Source organism: Chryseobacterium sp. BGA-UO-ETr-SB22 (assembly GCF_059567885.1).
Genome location: NZ_JCAQOV010000005.1, coordinates 252,670 through 273,091 on the forward strand (window position 1 = coordinate 252,670; position 20,422 = coordinate 273,091).

The following is a 20,422-nucleotide window of genomic DNA, read 5'->3' on the forward strand; positions in this document are numbered from 1 at the left end:
AATGAATTTTACACAAGCAAATTAATAACCGTGAAGATTAGCGCAGAATGCAGTTTGTTTGACAGAATCTCACAAGAAGAAGGGTGCTCATTCAAGAGTGCTCTTCTTTTAGCTAAAAAATCAATACAATAAGACAATGATAGGAAACCAACACCCATGGCATGACGTTTCACCAGGAGATAACCTGCCACAAATAGTTACAGCTGTTATTGAAATACCTAGTGGCAGCCATACAAAATACGAAATCGACAAACTATCAGGACTGATAAGACTGGATAGGATTCTTTTATCTTCTATGTATTATCCTGCCAATTATGGGATCATCCCCAAGACATATTACAATGACGGAGATCCGTTGGATATTCTGGTGCTATGTTCGGAAAGTCTCGTTCCGCTTACCCTGGTTAATGCAAGGGTGATAGGAATAATGGAAATGACGGACGAAGAAAAAAAAGATCATAAAATAATAGCTGTGGCTGAAAATGATTCCTCTTTGGCAGATGTTCATGATATTGAAGACCTGTCGGTTTACACGGTTAATGGGATTCAGAATTTTTTTGAAGAATATAAAAAATTGGAAGGAAAAACTGTGCAGGTATTTGGTTTTAAAAATAAGGAAGAAGCTTATGCTTGTATTGAAGAAAGTTTGATGATATATGCCAAAGAAATCAAGCCTAAAATAAAAGAGGATTAATATAATAAGATCCTTTGATTTTATAATTTCATACCCGGCATCATGGGGATAAAGAATCAACATACCAACGAAATGATGATGATACAAATGATATTAAGTACAAATCCTGTTTTCATCATCGTCTGAATTTTTATATTTCCTCTGGCAAAAATTATTGCATTTGGAGGAGTTCCCATAGGAAGCATAGATGAGCAGCTTGCACTTAATGTCATGGGAATTCCAAGTAGAAGGGGATCAATGTGTAAAGATATGGCTAGAGTAGTCACCACGGGTGAAAGAATCATTATTAAAGCCAGATTGCTGATCACTTCACTTAAAAAAATAGAGATGGCAGATATGGTTACGATAATTAAAAGCAGATTACTGGTGGTAATATAGGCCAAACCGTTTGCCAATTCATGAGCTAACTGTGATACCTCAAGAGCATTGGCTAATGCAATTCCTCCTCCAAATAGCAGTAGTATATCCCAGGCCATTTTCTGAGTATCGCGCCAAACCAGTAATCTTTCAGGTTTCCTGTTTTTCTTGTTTCCGGATGGCATTAAAAATAAAAGAACAGCACTCAATAGGGCAATAACCGTGTCGTCCAGTTTAAAAAAAGTTTGCCAATTATTTAACAGGTCTTTTGAAATCCATAATAAAATGGTAAAAATGAAAATCAGCAGGACTCGTACTTCGGGCCTGCTAATTGCTCCCAACTGAAGTTGGGATTTTTTTATTGTGTCTGAAGCTTCATCATTGTGTTGAATATTATTAGGGTACATTATTTTTACCAGTACTCCGTAAAGCATTAATAATAAAACTAAAGTCAGCGGCAAAAACAGCACCATCCAGTCAGAAAAGCCGATGGTATAATTGAACCTGTCTTTAATATACCCCACATAAGCAACATTGGGAGGGGTAGCAATGACAGTACCCAGAGCAAAGTTGGAAGCGTAAGCAATAGAAAGCAAGAGTGCTAAAGAAAAGTTTTGTGTATTTTTTTCATTTTTATTGTGATTATTAACGACGTGGATGACCGATACAGCCAAAGGATACATCATCATGGTCGTTGCGGTATTACTGAGCCATAAACTGAGGAAGCCTGTTGCCATAATAAAACCAAGGATGATACGATTTCCATTGGTTCCTGTGATTCTTATAATTCCCAAGGCTATTCTTTTGTGGAAATTCCATTTTTCGATGGCTATTGCAATAAAAAAACCTCCCATAAATAAAAAAACGATTGGATCTGCATAGCTTTGAGCGACTTCTTTTATGGAAGAAATACCAAAAGCGGGAAATAATACAATAGGTATTAAAGCGGTAACAGCCATAGGCACTGCTTCAAAAATCCACCAGATAATCATAAGAACAGCAACGGAAAGAACCTGATTGGCATGATGAGATAATGTAAAAGGATTAATTGTAAAACTCAATACACTTAGCAAGAGCCCAATGCTCAGGCCTATTTCTTTTCTGTGAGTTTTGTAGTAACTTTGCATGGCGGTAAGAATAAATGAATCACACTTTTGAATGGATTAACAATAATCATCATTTCTGTTTTTCAGTTTCTTTTTTCTTTTTATTAAAATAGCCTCTTAATAAAAAATTATTCCTGGCGGCGGCCTCTAGTTCTCTCAGTTCACCCACGCCTTTCTCAATATTGATAATAGTGGAATCTACAGACTTCCCGAGTTTAGGATTGTTAGTAAGTTTCGATAATACATTCTCATCATTATTTATTTTAGACGTAATTTGAATAAGATCATCAGAGCTTTTTTCAAGATTACTCAGTGTATTTTTTATTGAAAGAGCTAAAGTATCGTTGGAAGATAATTGAGAAAGCACATTGTTTTTATCATTAAGTTTTGTAGTGAAAATATTGATTTCACGAGAGCTGTTCTGTAAATTGGAAATGCTGCTTTCAATATGATCTGACCATTTCTTATCGGTAAATATTTTTGCTATAGTTCCGTTTTTATTATTCAGTATTGGGGTGAATTTTGCTAGTTCCTGAGAGCTTATCTGTAAATTTTTTATGGTTTTGTCAATGCTCGATGCAAAATCCTTATCGGTCATTATTTTTGTCAACAAGCTATTCTTATTATTCATTTTACTACTGAATTTAACCAGCTCATCAGTAATTGTTTTGGCGTTGTCTGTACTTTGTTTTATGCTTGAGAACAGATCATCTATTTCAATTGTTTTATAAGAAGCAATCACGTCATTATCCTTCACTATGGTAGTGGAGGTGGTGCCGGGCGAAATAATAAGAATTTTATCACCCATTAATCCGTCTGATGCTATACTGGCAACCGCGTCAGTTTTAATGTATTTTTGAACGTCTTTTCTGATTACTAACTTTACCAGAACCAATGAATCTGAAATAAAATCTATTTTATTAACCGTTCCTATGTTAATACCCGAAAGACGGACATTACTTCCCTGCTTTAATCCGCTGACATTCTTAAATTCTGAACGCAGAGCGAAATTAGAGCCAAACAGATTTCTGTTGACACCAATAAAGTAGATAGCTGTTATGAAAAGAAGGATGCCTGCTGTAACAAAAATTCCCAATTTCCAGTTGTTTGATGACTCGTTGCTCATGGCTGCTCTATTTATTTTTCAAAAAAAGATTTTACCCAATCATCGGCATTATTTTCGATATCTTTATAGCTGCCTTCAGCTTTAATGATACCATCCTTGAGTACGATGATTCTATCACCGGTATATTTTGCGCAGGTTAAATCATGTGTTATGATAATAGATGAGGTATTGTATTTTAGTTTGATATTTCGGATGAGCCCGATAATTTCACGAGCTGTGATGGTATCTAGACCTCCTGTCGGCTCATCATAAATTATAATTTCCGGTTTAATGATTAATGCTCTTGCCAGTCCAATTCTCTTTCTCATTCCTCCTGAGAGTTCTGCCGGCAACTGATCAATAGCTTCTTCTAATCCTACGTTTTGTAATGCTTCTTTAACAGCAGATTCCATTTCCTGTTCAGTAAGATTCTTATGATTGTGCTGTAATGTAAAAATCAAATTCTCTCGGACTGTCATGGAATCATATAAAGCTCCGTTTTGAAATAGAAAACCAATTTTCATCCGGATCCGGTTGAGTTCTTTCTCATTCAATTTTGTTATATCCTTTCCTGATATAAATATTTCCCCTTTATCCACTTTAGTGAGACCGACAAGGCATTTAACAGCAACAGACTTGCCTGAGCCTGACTTTCCCAATATGACCAGATTTTCTCCTCTTTTAACGGTAAAACTGATGCCGTTCAACACCTTATTACTACCATAAGATTTGTAAACATTTTTAAATTCTATCAGTGATGTGCCGGTTACTGACCGGTCATACCCGACAGGTAAATTTTTAGTATTTTCCATTACAATTCAAAAAATAGATCAGTTACCTGTACTGCTATCAAATCAATGATAAAGATCATCAATGAAGCAATGACTACAGCTGAATTTGCCGCTTTTCCAACGCTTTTTGTGCCCCCCGAAGCATTAAATCCTTCATAACAGCCAATAATCCCGATAAAAAAACCGAAAAAAAAGGTTTTGATGATAGCTGGTACAATATCTGTATATTCCAGAGATTCAAATATGTTTGAAAAATAATGTTCCACATTGCTTTCGCTGTGCATATTAATCCCGATAAAACCACCTATGATTCCAATCAGATCAGCATATAGTACTAAAATAGGAATCATTAATGTCGTAGCAAGGGTTCTGGTCACCACCAGATACCTATACGGATTAATCGCTGAAACTTCCATCGCATCAATTTGTTCCGTTACTTTCATGGATCCTAATTCAGCTCCAATTCCTGATGAAACTCTTCCGGCACAAATCAAAGCCGTAATGACAGGTGCAATCTCTCTTATTAATGACAGCGAAACCATACCGGGTATCATAGACTCGGCTCCGAACCTTGCCATCGCAGGTCGTGACTGTATGGTGAGTACCAGTCCCATGATGAAACCTGTTATGGTCACCAATGCTAATGACTGATAACCCACAACAAAACACTGTCGGATAAAATCTTTCCACTCAAAGCCCGGTTTGAAAATTTCTTTAAAAAAGCGACTGGAGAATGAAGCTATATTGCCGACAATACTAAGATTGTTTTTTAAATAGGTTTCCACGATGTTGCGTTTATATGTTCATATAGTTAGATTGTCCATTATTGATCTTTACAGAAATACTTTCAGCCGATAGACACAATGTACAATCCGGAACGTTTAAGAATTAGTAATGAATTAAAGATCATACTCATAATCCACTGTTAATTCATTTTTTACATCTTGTATACCTGGTGTTTTCCAGACGACGCGTCCTGCTTCTTCTTTTTGATGCCAAGTGTGTACGTTCCCGGTTAATGTGACCGTTGTTCCGGATACAGAAACACTAATTTCACTATTATCGATTGAGCTTCTGTCAAGAGCCTTTTCAATATCACTCTTTTCAATGGTGTTATGGACTTCCGGGTTAATAATAATATTGTTATAAATACCTTTAACTCCGGGAAGATACTTTATGGCATTTTCTGTAATATCCCTTAAATACTCCCAGGACATTTCACCATCTAAATCTACCCAACCATTTTCTACTTTTACCGTTATTTTTTCTTCTGGAATAAAAGAGTTTGCCTTAAATGCGGCAATAATTTCACCGGCAATTTCGACATCAGTTTTTGACCTGGGATCGGGTAATTTTACTTCAATATCTTCTACCAGAATTTTTACTCCCGAGACATTTTTTGTGGCATGCTCTGCCTGTAATTTCTTGGCATAACTATCTACAGTTCCTGTAAGGGTAACAATTCCATCTTTAACAATCACTCCGATCTCTGCTGAATTTAGTAAGGGTTCCCATTTAATAGCGTCCTGAATATCTTTTTGTAATTCTGCATTTGTTTTCATTTGATTTCATTTGATTATAAATTTTATGTTTCAAAGTTCCAGAAACTTTACAGAAGATAAGATGACCAGCATCACTATGAAACATGATGTTGATCAGATCAAATATTTGGCAGTCTGTTCCTTATTGTTGAAATTTGAATAAATAATAGGAAGCATCATTTTTTGTATAATAGGAGGACAGTAATAATTTGATAATGATACTGTGCTGGATAATTCAGTAGTATAAAAAAGTTTAATAAAATGGAAAAATCTATTTTAACAATCACATTGAATCCGTCGGTAGACAAGAGCAGCAGTGTTGCAAGCATCATTCCTGAAAAAAAATTGCGTTGTCATTCCCCTAAATATGAGGCAGGAGGAGGTGGAGTTAATGTATCCAGAGCATTAAAAAGATTAGGGATTTCATCAGATATGTTTTTTACTTCCGGTGGAAGAACGGGCAGGTTGCTGGAAGAGTTACTCCAAGCCGAACAACTGAATCTAGTATCTTTCCCTACTGCTGCAGAAACCCGGGAAAATTTTACTGTTTTAGATACTTCTAACAACAAGCAATATAGGTTTGGATTTCCTGGAGAACTTTTAACACAAGACGAGCAAAAAGAAATTTTAAATAGTGTTAAAGTAGTGAATCCGTTTCCCGATTTTGTAGTAATCAGTGGCAGTTTACCAGCGGAAACCGATTCGAATTTTATGAAACAGCTTGTTAGTACGTGTAAGTCAAAAGGGAGTAAAGTAATTATCGACACATCAGGAGAAGCTCTGAAAACAGCTGTAGAAGAAGGTGTATTTTTATTAAAACCCAATATAGGGGAGCTTGCGGTTTTAGTTGGAAAAGACAAGTTGGAAGATGATGATGTAGACCGAGCTGCCCAACTTATTATTTCGCAGGGAAAAGCTGAGATTGTGGTAGTCTCATTAGGTTCTCAGGGAGCGATTTTATTTTCAGCAGCTGAAAAAATTCAAATTGCGGCACCTGATGTAGAAGTGAAAAGTACAGTTGGTGCTGGAGATAGCATGGTTGCCGGAATGGTTTCTGTTTTGGTGAAAGGAGGTAATTATAAAGAAGTCCTTTCCATGGGAATCGCATGTGGATCTGCCACTACAATGGCCGAAGGAACAGGACTTTTTACAAAGCAAAATGCAAGGCGTTTATTTAATGAAATAGGAAGCTCTACCTAGTAAAGACTGATATGTCCAACCTGCAACTTAATATGAAAGGGAGGTGTTAAAAATTTTCATTGTCCTTATTTCCAAATAAGGAGTTTTGTTTCTTTACCGCTGTAGAGAATACCTATATTATTCAGCAGACATTCCACCATCAATTATCTGAGTTGTTCCTGTAATGAATTGACTGTCGTCACCGGCAAGAAATAAAACCAGCTTTGCTATTTCAATAGGTTCAGCATAACGCCCTAATGGTATTGTCGCCTCAAATTGTTTTTTAATCTCTTCAGCATGTCCTGGAGCAGAGTTTTCTTCTATAGAGCGCATCATTCTGTTATTTACAGGAGATGGATGAACCGTATTTACTCTGATTTTCCGTTTAGCTGCTTCAAGAGCTGTGGTTCGCATGATGCCAACAACAGCATGTTTACTGGTGACATAGGCGCTTAAGCCTGCAAATCCCAATATACCGGCAACAGATGAAGTCATAATGATGCTTCCGCCATCATTCATCTGGGATAAAACATATTTATTTCCTAGCCATACCCCCTTAACATTGACGGACATAATTGTATCAAAAACGTCTTCAGGATAATTTTCAATTGGCTTCACAACCCCTTCAATACCGGCATTGTTGAAAAATACATCTATTTTTCCAAATAGTTTTACGGTCTCAGTAACATAATGTTCAACATCACCAGCTTTTGAAACATCAGCAACACAATATTTTATATGTTCACTATTTAATTCGTAAGCGGTTTCTTTTAATGCATCTTCAGAGAGGTCGACGAGTATTACTTTTGCTCCCTCTTCTAAAAATATTTTAGCTGTAATTTTGCCAATGCTTCCGGAGCCGCCTGTTATAATGGCTACTTTATTTTCTAAATTTTTCATAATTTCAGATTTGTTGATTGAATTTATATTTAACTATTTTTCTTAATAATCTAGTTAATGGTATTATAGTGATGAAAAAGAATTAAAAATTGATCCCTATGTAAATGATATAAAACCTGTGGAAAACTATATGATCTTCCACAGGTCAGAGGTTAATCAAAGATTAATAAAAATCATATTCATAATTAACTTCCAGTTCATTCTTTACATTCCAAATGCCGGGGGTTTTCCAGGCAATGCGTCCTGCTTCTTCTTTTTGATACAAAGAATTTGCGGTTCCTTTTAAAGTTACCGTAGTTCCTAACACAGATACTTTAATATCATTATCGTAAATTGAGCTTCTCTTGAGTGCATTTTCAATATCTTTTTTTTGTATGGTATCATCCAATTCTGATTTGATTTTGATTTTGTTCAGTACACCCTTTACACCAGAAAGGTATTTTACTGCTCTTTCTGCTGCTTCTCTCTGATAGTTCCATGGTAACTGACCTTCCAAAGTAACCCATCCATCTTCAACTTTTATCTTGATATTGTTATCAGGAATAGTATAGTTTGATTTAAAAGTATTTAATACTTCTGTTGCAACTTCGGCATCTGTTTTTTTCCAAGAGCTAGGAAATTTAACTTCAATATCCTCGACTAAAGCTTTTACTCCAGCAACTTTTTTGGCTGCTTTTTCTGCCTCTGCTTTTTTTGCATAACTGTCAACTACGCCTGTAAGAGAAACCACACCATCTTTTACGGTGACACCAATCTCTGCTGCGTGTAATAAAGGTTCCCATGCAATGGCATCCTGAACCTCTCTCTGTAATTTTGTATTTGCTTTCATTTTAATTTTTTTTGGTTAATAAAAATGTTAAGATTGTTAATTGAAAATTTATTGTAGTTGATTTGAAATTCAAGTTATTGATTCCTTAGTAAGAGCATAGAAAGCTCTATCATTTCAGATTGGTTTTAAGAAATGTATTTTTTTATCTTGTGTGTTTTGTCCTGATTTTTCTGCTGATACAATATGTTTTTCTATGGTCAGCCTTGCCATTAAGTAACTAATGGTAGATTCAGCTCCCTGATTCAGATTGATATAGCTGTCTTCCACACCGTCATAGCATCCTCCGGTACAGGGATTGTATATTATTTGGTTTAAATGGTTATTTCCTAAAAACCAATCAAAAGCAGTAAACATTTTGTATTTATAATCTTCAATTCTGAAATTATTGTAAAATTCGTTTAGTGCTATAATGGTATAGGATACATCAATGGGCTGCTCTCCACCCGTATGGGCTGGATTAATTTCCTGACCATTATGCATCCAGCCTTTATTAGAGATTACTTTAATTGCATCCTGAGAAAATATTTTTGACAGCAGAAAGTCAAAAGAATCCAAAGCAATTGATTGATATATTGGTTTACGGATTGTTAACCATGCAAAAAGTATTGCTTCCGGAAGCACACTATTGGCATACGTGAGATAGCTTTCATACCATTGCCACTCGTTATCAGTTTCATGTTTATACATTTGAACTAAACGGTCGGCAAGTTGTTCTATAAGTCGAATATTTAACGGATTACCATTTTTAGTATTCGCAAAATACATTCCCTTAATGATAAATGCCATTGCCCTGGTTGAATGGATAGATTCGGCTTGCAAAATAGCTTTATTAAAAAGTTTCTTTGCCTTGACAATTAGTTCTGAAGGGATGATATCCTGCATCGAAATCAAGTATCCCAATGCCCATATTGCTCTGCCAAAAGCATCTTCAAGATTACAGGTGCTGTTTTGTTCTGTAAATTGTTTTTGTATATCAACATAATTGAAAAAGTAGCCTTCGTCTTGGAAACTAAATAGTATGAAATAAAAGTAGATATTGATGTAATTTAAATCATTTTTTCTTTTATAGATTCTGTAGAATTGGCACATCGCTATCAACGCTCTGGCATTATCATCCAGGGTATATCCCGAATCTTTGTCAGGGTGATTTATAATTGAAAACTGAAGGATTCCAAAATCAGTGGTCATTTTTTTCAAATGATTAAGGTTGATCTTTGGGATTTTATACGAAATAGATGAACCGGAATTTAAAAGACTTCTAAACAACTTAACATGGGCTATGGCAGAATTTTCCCATGCAGTCGGAATCATCTGATGTAAACCGTTTAATGTCATTTGATTTCTCATTGATTTGTCGTCCAGTAAATTAATTACCTGTTTAGCGAGTTGCGGTGCATCATTAAAATCTATAATGATGCCCGCTCCTTTTTCCAATATTTCCAGAGCATGTGGAATAGGAGTAGAAACAATAGGGCAGCCACAGCTGATAGCATAGGAAAAAGTACCGCTTACTGCCTGGTTGGGATCTTTGGAGGTAAACAGGTAAATGTCTGTTAATTGCAAGTATTCCAATAATAAGTCAAGAGGTAAATAATCATTAACAAAATCTACATTCCCCGATAAATCTAATTTTTCGATTAGTAATTCTAAACTTTGTCTGTATTTTTCACCATCCTGTTGTATAACACACGGGTGGGTTTTTCCTATAATTAAAAATAATGTTTCAGGATGTTGCTTAATAATGGAAGGCAAGGCTTTTAGTGTTGTTTCAATACCCTTACCTGAACTCAGCAAACCAAAAGTTGAAAGTATTTTTCTGTGCTGGTAACCATATTTTTCTTTTAAAAATTTTTTATCAATGTGCTGTACTAAGTGTGTGCCATGGGGAATCACCGTAATTTTTTCCTGTGCTATAAGATAATCATCCTCTAATATTTTTTTAGCAGACTGAGTCATTACGACTAGCATATTTGTAATTTCAGCGATACTCTGAATATATTGTTGTGTTTCCCTGTCCGGTTTCGGTAAAACGGTGTGGAATACCACTACAGAGGTTTTCTCAACAGATTGTAGGAGTATTAATAATTCTTTTTCATTGCCTCTGAACAAACCGAACTCGTGCTGAAGAACGATTAATTCAATTCGATCTGAGGTATTAATATCCCGGATTAATCTGTAATAGGAATGAGGGTTTTGTGTTTCTAAAATATAATTGACATTCTCATCATAATCATGCTTTCCGTATTCCAATGCACATATTTTAATATCAAAGGATTCTGTGAATTTGTGGGTAATTGCCTGTATTAAATCCTGAGTATAGGTCGCGATGCCGCATTCTCTGGGTGGAAAGGTGCTGAGCATCAGTAATTGAGGTGTTTTTTCTGAAACACGTTTTAAAGCGAGCTGTTTAAGTAGTCTTTTTCTCCTATTTAGTTTATTATTCATGGGGTATGTTTTTATAAGTTGTTAATTCTTTCAGTAATTCCGAAAGGCAAACCGAAGCACACGCAATATGCTCATCTGCCGCTCCGTAATAGATGTATAATGTATCCTCTCGAACCAGCGTTCCACTGGGAAAACAAACATTATTAACTTTACCATGCAGCTCGTAATTGTATTCCGGTTTAAACAATGGATAGGGTAAACGGGCTATTTCGCGGGTAGGATTTTCTAAATCTAATAATGTCGCACAAGCACAGTAAACATAACCATCCACTGTATCGTGAACACCATGGTAGATTAGAAGCCAGCCTTTTTCTGTTTCAATGGGAGGACATCCACCTCCTACATAGCTTACTTCGTGGTCGTATTTTGATGAAATGAGGATGTGATCGCTGAACATTAAGAGAAAGTTATCCCAAAAGTTATGGGTAAACTCACTCAAATCATAAACAGAAACAATTTGAATGTCTGGTTTTATTCGATGTAAAAAATAAAGTTTCCCATGAATACGCCTTGGAAATAAAATTACATTTTTGTCCCAAATCAGTATTTTTTTACCCTTTTTTTTAGGAACGATATATTTTCCGTTAAAACGGAAGTATTTTTCATTCAATTCACCTCTGGATTCAGCTAGGTGTTTAAACTCCTCATATGAATACTGTGGCACAATCAATCCTCTTTTTTCCCAAATGACCAAATCTTCTGAGGTAGCTAATGCGCCCAATGCATTAATTCCGTCGTAAGCCGTATAAGTGAGATAATACAAACCATCGATCTTTACAATCCTTGGATCTTCCACCCCTTTCTTTTCATAATTATATTGTGGATACAAAAACGGGATTTCCATTCGGTTTTCAATTGTTAGCAGTGTTTTCAATTGGCAATAACCAATGCTCGAATAATTGTCTTTGCTCACCGCTCTGTAAAATAGATGAACAAAATCTTTTTCATATAGTACAGCAGGATTTAAAACTCCGGAACTTTCAAATCCAAGATTGGTTTTTTCTAGGATGATACCTTCTTTTTTTACGTTGATCATGATGGTCTACTATTTTTGTATTGATTATTTTTCAATAAATCCTTCCTGCTGCATTTTATTGCGAAGAGCTTTAGCAATTTCGTTCGTTAGTCTTTTTACTCCCTTCGGATCATACGTTTCTGTAATTCCTGACCATATTATTTTATCATCTTTAATAGAATAAATTATAGTTTCAATAATGAACTTTTTGGTGATGGTATAATTGCCGGGAATATTATAATACATCCAGTTTCTGTAATAATAGGTGATGAAATCATTATAATACACAGGGTACATATAATATTGCTGGGGAGTATATACCTTTTCTTTATCCACATCAATCAAACGCATTGTTATAGCAGCATCAAAACCGTCTTTTTTTATTCTACTTCGTAAAGCCTGTTCATCCTTTCTGTTAAAATTTTCATCCAGATAACTGTAAGAGGTAATGCCTTTTCCATCGAAGTATTTCGCCATTTCATCTTCGGCGCTGCGGCGATTGGTTTCATTTCTTAATAGTGCCATCACCAGTACTTTTTTCCAATCTGTAGCATGGATCTGTTTACCCGGATCCCGCCAACTGCTTGCTATATGAGTAGAGCTGCAGGAATTGAGAAGTACAGTACATACAAATGCTGTAAAAAGAATCACTTGATGATAGTATAATTTTTTCATGATAATGTTTATTTTAATTCATTCCAAAGGTCTTGAAGCTGCATTGGAAATAATATGATGCCCATCACTATATAACATGATGGTGGTTGGTTTAAAACATTGATAATCTGTTTTTTTATTTGGGTTTAAATAATGTTATATCATTTTTTTTAGTGACCGGAGTCATTATTTAGGGAGACCGTAATTTGGAAATTTACACTGCTAAATTATTACTCATGAAAACTTTTATGAACTTCGCGATTATTTTTTTCTGTACTGTTTGCAGTACTATTGTATTTGGTCAGAATGTAAAAACGAATACTGAGATAGCCATACTTCTTAAAGACAATGTCAACCTCTCTACGCTGCATTACCCGAAATCGGTTATTCAGTTTTATACCAAAAATGAATCTGAATACGCTTGGATAGATGATATGCAGAAGTTGGATCAACCTGAGATAGCAATGTTGTTGCTGGAATACTCCTACCGGTTCGGACTCTCTTTATCTGATTATCATTGGGATAGTATTTCTCTTCAGAAATTAAAAAAATTGAGAGATTCCCCTACCGAAATAAATCAAAAAGAGAAAGCTGTATTTGATATTCTGATGACCGATGCCTTAATAACATTCATCAATAATATGCATTTTGGAAAATATAATCCTTCGTACAACTCGGCATATATTGATTCCAATGATATTAATGGATTTCGATCCGAAGATATACTGCTGAATGCAAGACAGCAGACAGATTTCCTTAAGACAATCCTTGAGGTTCAGCCTAAAATAAAAGCGTACACAGACTTCCAGAACTATTTAAATATTCTCTATACGGAAAATGACTGTATAGCTCCAGAAAGGGAAGCTGAAAAAATCATCGTCAATATGGAGCGCTTACGATGGATTGATACCAAAGAGACGAACTATATTCTGGTAAATATTCCTTCTTATACATTGAAACTTTATCATCAAGATGATGTGTTTGATTTTAAAGTAATTATAGGAAAGCCAACCACCAAAACACCAGTTTTGAGCAGCAGTATTACTTATTTTACAACAGCGCCTGACTGGAAAGTTCCCCAAAGTATTTTCATAAAAGAAATGCTGCCTAAAATCTTAAAAAGTCCCCAATATTTAGAGAACCATCATTATTCGGTTTATGATAAAAACGGGAATCAAGTTGAAATAAGTTCATCAAAACTAAAAGAGATCCGTCAAAACCCTTACCGATATAGTATAAGACAGTCATCCGGATGTGATAATGCATTGGGAGCGGTGGTTTTTAGATTTGAAAACTCTTATGGAATATATCTCCATGATACTTCTCAGAAACAATTGTTTAATAAAGATGAAAGAGCTTTGAGCCACGGGTGCATTCGTGTTGAGAACGCTAAAGAACTTGCATCTCTCATATTAAAAAACGATGGTTCAGGAAACAAGATTCCTGTTTTGGAAAATGCAATGTCAGAGTATAAAAGAAAAGATTTTGTTCTAAAGCAACCTGTTCCCATCATTATAACCTATCTGACCTGTCTTATAACGGATGGAAAGCCTGTATTATATAAAGATATTTACCATTTAGATGATTCATTAGAAAATAAATTTAACCAAAATAAATAATCAGATTATGAGAACGATTTTAGTCGCCACTGACTACTCAAAGCCTGCGAAAAATGCGGCCTTTTATGCTCTGCATTTGGCCCATGCCCTGAAGGCCAACATCGATTTATGCCACGCCTTTGGCTTACCGATTGAAAGTCCAATGCTTGGGCAGACCGTATGGTCTGTATATGAATATCCAGATTTATATGAAGAAAATACAAAAGAGCTTAAAAATTTGGCAAAGGCACTGGAAGAAAGAGAAAAAGTTGTATGGGGAGATGAAGCTTTTCCATTTCATCCTTCAATACATTATGAAAGTGAGGGAGGCGATGCGGTTCATGTTATCAACAATATGGCAGCCAATAAAAAGCCGCTTCTTATCGTAATGGGCATGCAGGGAGCAGGAATGCTTACCCGCTTTATTTTCGGAAGCAACAGTATACAGATGATTGAAAACACAAAATATCCGCTTCTTTTAGTTCCATTAAACCATAAATATAATGGACTTAAGAAGATTGCCTTCGCTACAGATCTGAATAAAAAAGACATAAAAACTGCTCAATTATTAATTGAATTTGCCAAATACTTTGATGCTGAGCTTTTGATTACCCATATTATTCAGAGCAATAATGATGTGATCCAGGATGCCACTTATGAACATAAAAAAGAGACGTTTCTAAAGAACCTGAATGGTAAAACTTGCTATAACTGTATATACAGTGAAAATATAGATTACGGTTTGGAAATATTAAAAAACAAAGACATCGATATGCTGGTGATGGGCCATCATGATAAAAGTTTCTTCAAAAGACTATTTTGGGGAAGTCATGCCGCAAGACAGGCTGTAGAATTAGAAATTCCCCTATTAACGATTCCTGAAAATGTTCATGTTCATTTTTGAATATTTAAAATTAATTATTACATATAATTGCTTATAATGGAAATAATATTGAATACGAAAACATTTTCATAGATCATATATGTTCATTATGCTAAAATGTATAACTTTATATGTCTGCATAATACGATAACTATGGAAAGTGCCAAACTGTTGCAAGCCATTATTGAAACGGCTATTGACGGTATTATAACCATTGATGACAGGGGGAAAATAGAAAGCCTGAATCCCTCTGCACTAAAAATATTTGGCTACAAAGAGGAAGAATTAATCGGAAAAAATATTTCAGTATTAATGCCGGAACCCGATAAAAGCAGACATGATGGTTACCTTATTCATTATCAGACTACCGGAGAAAAAAAAATAATAGGCAAAGGAAGGGAAGTCAGAGGATTAAGGAAAGATGGATCAAAATTTCCTTTTAGGCTTGCTGTAAGCGAAGTACAATATCAGCATAGGATGATTTATACAGGTTTTATCCACGATCTTTCCAAAGAAAAAGAAGCGGAAGAATCTCTTAAAAGGTATGCTGGTGAGCTGGAAAAATTAGTCGAAAACCGTACAAAATCACTAAAAAAAATGCTTCATGAATTGGAGGTGGCCAAGGAAGAAGCTAATACATCGCTGGAAAAAGAAAAAGATCTTAACAAAATGAAAAGCCGGTTCGTATCAATGGCATCACACGAGTTTCGAACCCCTTTAAGTTCTATGCAGCTTTCTGCCGTACTTATTGAAAAATATCTTCAAACTTCAGACAATATCCAAATATTAAAACATCTCCATAAGATAAAAAATGCAATTGCCAGTTTGAATTCCATCCTCAATGATTTTCTTTCCTTAGAAAAATTGGATACCGGAATTGTAAAACCCCATTATGATTCATTTGATATTGTTAAGTTTTCAGAAGAACTTACAGAAGAAATGCAGCTTATCACCAAAGAAGATCAAATTATAATATACCAGCACACAGGATCAGAAAGTGAAATCAATTTGGATCAAAACTTATTAAGAAATTGTTTAATGAACTTAATGAGCAATGCTATAAAATATTCAGGAGAACATACGTTGATTGAATTCTCTACAGAAATAAATGAAGATAGGTATGTGTTTTCAGTAAAGGATAATGGAATAGGAATACCCGAAGGAGACCAATCCGGTCTTTTTCAGCCATTTTTCAGGGCACATAATATAGGAAATATTCCCGGAACAGGTTTAGGTCTCAATATTGTTCAGCGGTATGTAAATCTCATGGATGGTCGGGTTCATTTTGAAAGTACATCAGATAAGGGTACTGAGTTTACCTTATCATTTCATAAAAATTCAGCTAACAATACTCCAATTTAGTACCAATGGAAAAGACACGCCTACTGATAATCGAAGATAATGACGATATCCGCGAAAGCACTTCGGAGATTCTTCAGCTTGCCAGTTATGAAGTATTTCAGGCTTCTAATGGTAAACAGGGAGTAGATCTGGCTATTAAGCATATACCGGATGTGATATTATGTGATATTATGATGCCGGAGCTTGACGGGTATGGGGTTTTACATCTTTTAAGCAAAAGAGAGGATACTGCGCTTATCCCTTTTATTTTTATAACGGCAAAAACGGATCGGATAGAAATCCGAAAAGGAATAGAAATGGGGGCGGATGACTACCTTACTAAGCCATTTGATGATATAGAACTTCTCAGTGCTATTGAAAGCCGATTGAAAAAGAAAGAACGTCAGAAAAGCCTTTATAGCAATATTCTTAGTCAAATGACCAATTTATTTCACGGTGCGCATGGACTTGATGAATTAAAGAAAGCTTTTGATGAACGAAAAGTCAAATCTTTTAAAAAGAAACAGATTATCTATTATGAAGGTGATACTGCAAATGCTGTTTATCTTATTATATCAGGCTCAGTGAAAACAACAAAAATGACAGAAGACGGAAAAGAACTCATGACAGCAGTCTACAGTCCGGAAGAATATTTTGGAATCACTTCATTATTTGCAGGAAAAGAATATAAAGAGACAGCTGAAGTATTGGAGGATGCTACCTTATGCTCAGTTCCCAGAGAAGTTATTGATCAACTACTGTATAAATATCCTGATATAGCGGAAAAATTCATCAAAATTCTTGCCCAGAATGTTATTACCCACGAAGAGCAGCTATTGCAGCTTGCTTATTTTTCTGTGAGAAAAAGAATGGCGGAAGTTTTACTTAAGATTCATACAAAACATCCTCACACGGAAAATTTTGAAATTTCAAGAGAAAACCTCGCTTCTATGGCTGGAATGGCTATTGAAACGGTAAGCAGAATTCTCAGTGATTTTAAAGAAGAAAATTTAATAGATAGAAATGCAGGCAGGATTACGATACTGGACGTTTCACGTCTTCAAAAATTAAAAAACTAATATCTGTCACTTTTTATAATGATTTTATACATTGAATATTGATAATGAGATCTATACATTTGATCATTCAAAAGACAGTATGAAAGTCATTGTTTATCATATCAGCCAGGAAGATAAAAAGCTTCTGGCTTTGGCTAATCGTAAAAAACATAAAATTACGATTATAGTAGATCCTTTAAGTGAAGCTACCGTTCATTTTGCAGAAGCAAAAGATACTGCCATAATCATTGATCAGGAAAACCCGGTTTCAAACAGTCTTATTTTGAAACTTATATCCTTTGGGATTAGATATTTTATATTCAGATTCCAGGAACAGGCTCCTGTGGATGTATCAATAATTCAGGATGCCGGATTGAAATACATTACCATTACAGATTCAACATTCAAGATTTCCTCAATAATTAAAATTCTCGATGCCTGGGAAAAAAGTGATTAGTATCATTTCAAAACGCAACGATCGTCATAATTTAAAAATTATTTCTCTTATACCTTTGAAGTATAAACCTTAAAATAATTGTGTTATGAAAACTTTGGAAAAAACCAATCCATCAAATGAATCTCAATCATTAGAATCTCTGGTAGAAAATTTTTGGAAGAATGATGATCTTGTTGATCAGTTGGCTAAAACGGAGCCAACAGTTAACATTATTGATAAAAATGGTGTTTATAAGCTTAAAGTATCAGCTCCGGGATTTAAGAAAAAGGACTTCAAAGTTGCAGTTGAGGACGAAACATTGATCATCAGTGCTGCAACCAGTGCAGAGAAAAAAGAAGAAAAAGAAAATTATGTCAGAAAAGAGTTTTCAGCTTCCTCATTTGTCCGCAGTTTCCGTTTACCGGATAGTATTAGTTTAGGCCATATAAAAGCCAATTATAAAGGGGGATTATTAAATATTACCATTAATAAATCTAATCTGGATAAAAAAGAAGTAAAAGAGATCAAAATACGCTAAAATTTTTCAGTATTAATTCATAAAAACCTATTGCGCATTCAGGAGATTATTCAAGTATCAGAGCCAGAATAGGCCGTTGCGCAACAGATTTATAAAACTAAAAAAATGGATACTATTATTTTAAAATCTCTTGGAGGAGCCGAAACAGTTACCGGATCCAAGCATTTATTAAAGACCTCGGAACTTACTATATTAGTAGATTGTGGATTGTTTCAGGGCATTAAATCTTTGCGTGAACAAAACTGGGAATCATTAAATGTCGATGTTGCTGAAATAGATATTGTCATTCTTACGCATGCTCATCTTGATCATTGCGGTTATATTCCTCTTCTTGTAAAAAACGGATTTAAAGGTAAAATTTACATGACTGAGCCTACCAAAGAATTAGCAAAATTGATTTTACTCGATAGTGCAAAGCTGCAGGAAGAAGATGCGGAGAAAGCGAATTTTCATCATTATACCAAACATAATCCTGCAAAACCGTTGTATACGATAAATGATGCTGAAAGATCTTTTAAACAATTTTTTACGGTTAGTGAAAACACCGCGATCAAACTTAGTGATCATATTCAATGCAGGTTTAAACCCTGCGGGCATATTATTGGAGCCTGTTCTGTGGAGATCAAATGTTTTGAGAAAACGATCATTTTTTCAGGAGATATCGGACGGACTCACAGCACTATTTTACCTCCTCCTGATTTTTTCACCGAAGCGGATTTTATAGTGATGGAATCGACATACGGAGACAGACTTCATGACAATACCAATTTATATGATAAATTGGAACACTGGATCAATCTCACTGTTAAAAACCATGGTAATATAATTATTCCCAGTTTTGCTGTAGGCAGGGCACAGGAGCTTATTTATATTCTTTATCAGCTCAAGGAACAGAACAGAATCCCTTACAATCTTCCTGTAATTATGGATAGCCCAATGGCTGCTTCTGCTACGGATATTATGGTTGAATATGCTGAACACACAATTGTTAATAAAGAAAAATGGCTGGAAATTATTGAACAGGTGAATATCAATAAAGAATATACGAATACTGAAGAAATAGTTCATAATAAACAAAGTAAAATAATAATTGCCGGCAGTGGTATGATGACAGGAGGGCGTGTTCTTGAGTACTTAAAGCATGATATAGGAAACAGCCGGAATACCGTATTAATTGTTGGTTTTCAGGCAGAAGGTACTCGTGGAAGAGCATTGCTTAATGAATCTCATGAGTTAAAAATTCACGGAAAATATTATCCTGCAAACGCAAATGTTGTTGAATTAACGGGATTATCAGCACATGCTGACCAATCTGAATTAATGGAATGGATAAGAAAATTTAAAAATTCTCCTCAACAGATCATGCTTGTTCACGGTGAACCCTCTGCGCAAGAAGCATTAAGGGTAAAAATTCAAACGGAGCTACAAATACCGGTAAAAATTCTAATAAAAGATAAGGAATTCATTTTCTGAAATAATGCTTAAAATTGTACTATTTTATAATTATTCTAAAAAGAAAAAAATCTAATTTTGTATTGTGAGAAAGTTCATTTCCATAATATTACTTTCCTTTTATTTGGTTTCGACAACCGAGTTGTATCAGTTGCTGAAGATTCCCGTACTTATAGAACATTTTATAGAGCACAAGGAACAAAATGCAGAAATTACTCTTATGTCTTTTCTTAAAATGCATTATGACCATCCTGTAAAAGATGCGGATTATCAGACCGATCAAAAACTACCTTTCATCGCTCATTCTTTTCCCCTTGCTCTTGTTTTTACTATAAGTCCTAATATCACATTTGAGGTCAAAAAGCAGATCATAACAGATCATCACGAGAAAGTTTATTCTTATGATGAACCTTTTTATGATAAAGGTGCTTTACATTCTATCTGGCAGCCTCCTAAAAACTGTTAATCATTTCCGTTTGTTTTTAAAGTTCAACACGTTG

Annotated in this window: 20 protein-coding genes; 10 read left to right on the forward strand and 10 right to left on the reverse strand. The window is 35.0% G+C overall.

Going from position 1 to position 20,422, the window contains the following annotated elements:
* Positions 1-136: 136 nt before the first annotated feature.
* Positions 137-694 carry an inorganic diphosphatase gene (locus tag AC57AW_RS08405; RefSeq protein ID WP_496351508.1) on the forward strand — a complete coding sequence of 186 codons (558 nt, stop codon included), beginning with the start codon at positions 137-139 and terminating at the stop codon, positions 692-694.
* A 56-nt stretch (positions 695-750) separates the two neighbouring features.
* Here the strand turns inward: AC57AW_RS08405 and AC57AW_RS08410 are convergent, their stop codons facing one another.
* The 5 genes from AC57AW_RS08410 to AC57AW_RS08430 all read right to left on the reverse strand — a co-directional run bounded on the left by AC57AW_RS08410 (position 751) and on the right by AC57AW_RS08430 (position 5,615).
* Entirely contained in the window at positions 751-2,178 is a 1,428-nt protein-coding gene (locus AC57AW_RS08410; RefSeq protein WP_496351509.1) for an SLC13 family permease, read from the reverse strand.
* A 49-nt stretch (positions 2,179-2,227) separates the two neighbouring features.
* On the reverse strand, positions 2,228-3,283 hold the full coding sequence (locus AC57AW_RS08415) for an MlaD family protein (RefSeq protein WP_496351510.1): 1,056 nt from the start codon (positions 3,281-3,283) through the stop codon (positions 2,228-2,230).
* 11 nt (positions 3,284-3,294) lie between these two features.
* Complete coding sequence (locus tag AC57AW_RS08420; RefSeq protein WP_122636979.1) at positions 3,295-4,074, reverse strand: ABC transporter ATP-binding protein; 780 nt, start codon at positions 4,072-4,074, stop codon at positions 3,295-3,297.
* Positions 4,074-4,838, reverse strand: a complete 765-nt coding sequence (locus tag AC57AW_RS08425; protein WP_496351511.1) for an MlaE family ABC transporter permease — start codon at positions 4,836-4,838, stop codon at positions 4,074-4,076. Before AC57AW_RS08425 ends, AC57AW_RS08420 begins: the two co-directional genes overlap by 1 nt.
* A gap of 114 nt (positions 4,839-4,952) precedes the next feature.
* Positions 4,953-5,615, reverse strand: coding sequence for a BON domain-containing protein (locus tag AC57AW_RS08430; RefSeq protein WP_047437542.1), 663 nt, complete (start codon positions 5,613-5,615; stop codon positions 4,953-4,955).
* Between the two features lie 240 nt (positions 5,616-5,855).
* Here AC57AW_RS08430 and AC57AW_RS08435 point away from each other — a divergent pair, with 240 nt between their 5' ends.
* A complete protein-coding gene (locus tag AC57AW_RS08435) occupies positions 5,856-6,794 on the forward strand; it encodes a 1-phosphofructokinase family hexose kinase (RefSeq protein ID WP_122636978.1) in 939 nt (312 codons plus the stop codon).
* Positions 6,795-6,911: 117 nt separating this feature from the next.
* On the opposite strand, the gene AC57AW_RS08440 is transcribed toward AC57AW_RS08435, so the two are convergent.
* From AC57AW_RS08440 to AC57AW_RS08460, 5 genes are all read right to left on the reverse strand, one after another.
* Positions 6,912-7,673: an SDR family NAD(P)-dependent oxidoreductase gene (locus tag AC57AW_RS08440; protein WP_496351512.1), complete on the reverse strand. Its 762-nt coding sequence runs from the start codon at positions 7,671-7,673 to the stop codon at positions 6,912-6,914.
* Positions 7,674-7,836: 163 nt separating this feature from the next.
* Entirely contained in the window at positions 7,837-8,502 is a 666-nt protein-coding gene (locus AC57AW_RS08445) for a BON domain-containing protein (RefSeq protein ID WP_496351513.1), read from the reverse strand.
* A gap of 114 nt (positions 8,503-8,616) precedes the next feature.
* Entirely contained in the window at positions 8,617-10,947 is a 2,331-nt protein-coding gene (locus tag AC57AW_RS08450) for a glycosyltransferase (protein WP_496351514.1), read from the reverse strand.
* Complete coding sequence (locus tag AC57AW_RS08455; RefSeq protein WP_496351515.1) at positions 10,940-11,983, reverse strand: glycoside hydrolase family 130 protein; 1,044 nt, start codon at positions 11,981-11,983, stop codon at positions 10,940-10,942. The genes AC57AW_RS08450 and AC57AW_RS08455 overlap by 8 nt, the downstream gene beginning before the upstream one ends.
* A 24-nt stretch (positions 11,984-12,007) precedes the next feature.
* Positions 12,008-12,637, reverse strand: coding sequence for a hypothetical protein (locus AC57AW_RS08460; protein ID WP_007844606.1), 630 nt, complete (start codon positions 12,635-12,637; stop codon positions 12,008-12,010).
* A 215-nt stretch (positions 12,638-12,852) separates the two neighbouring features.
* Between AC57AW_RS08460 and AC57AW_RS08465 the strand changes: the two genes are divergently transcribed.
* From AC57AW_RS08465 to AC57AW_RS08500, 8 genes are all read left to right on the forward strand, one after another.
* On the forward strand, positions 12,853-14,235 hold the full coding sequence (locus AC57AW_RS08465; RefSeq protein ID WP_496351516.1) for a L,D-transpeptidase family protein: 1,383 nt from the start codon (positions 12,853-12,855) through the stop codon (positions 14,233-14,235).
* A 7-nt stretch (positions 14,236-14,242) separates the two neighbouring features.
* On the forward strand, positions 14,243-15,118 hold the full coding sequence (locus AC57AW_RS08470) for a universal stress protein (RefSeq protein ID WP_007844610.1): 876 nt from the start codon (positions 14,243-14,245) through the stop codon (positions 15,116-15,118).
* Between the two features lie 132 nt (positions 15,119-15,250).
* On the forward strand, positions 15,251-16,459 hold the full coding sequence (locus AC57AW_RS08475) for a PAS domain-containing sensor histidine kinase (protein WP_496351517.1): 1,209 nt from the start codon (positions 15,251-15,253) through the stop codon (positions 16,457-16,459).
* A gap of 5 nt (positions 16,460-16,464) precedes the next feature.
* Positions 16,465-17,517, forward strand: coding sequence for a response regulator (locus tag AC57AW_RS08480; RefSeq protein ID WP_007844617.1), 1,053 nt, complete (start codon positions 16,465-16,467; stop codon positions 17,515-17,517).
* Positions 17,518-17,596: 79 nt separating this feature from the next.
* On the forward strand, positions 17,597-17,953 hold the full coding sequence (locus tag AC57AW_RS08485; RefSeq protein ID WP_496351518.1) for a hypothetical protein: 357 nt from the start codon (positions 17,597-17,599) through the stop codon (positions 17,951-17,953).
* 85 nt (positions 17,954-18,038) lie between these two features.
* Positions 18,039-18,470 (forward strand): Hsp20/alpha crystallin family protein, encoded by a 432-nt coding sequence (locus AC57AW_RS08490; RefSeq protein ID WP_047437520.1) that lies wholly within the window; start codon positions 18,039-18,041, stop codon positions 18,468-18,470.
* 105 nt (positions 18,471-18,575) lie between these two features.
* The gene (locus AC57AW_RS08495; RefSeq protein ID WP_496351519.1) at positions 18,576-19,943 is read left to right on the forward strand and encodes an MBL fold metallo-hydrolase RNA specificity domain-containing protein; all 1,368 of its coding nucleotides are present in this window, start codon (positions 18,576-18,578) and stop codon (positions 19,941-19,943) included.
* A 199-nt stretch (positions 19,944-20,142) separates the two neighbouring features.
* Complete coding sequence (locus AC57AW_RS08500; protein ID WP_496351520.1) at positions 20,143-20,388, forward strand: hypothetical protein; 246 nt, start codon at positions 20,143-20,145, stop codon at positions 20,386-20,388.
* Positions 20,389-20,422: the final 34 nt, after the last annotated feature.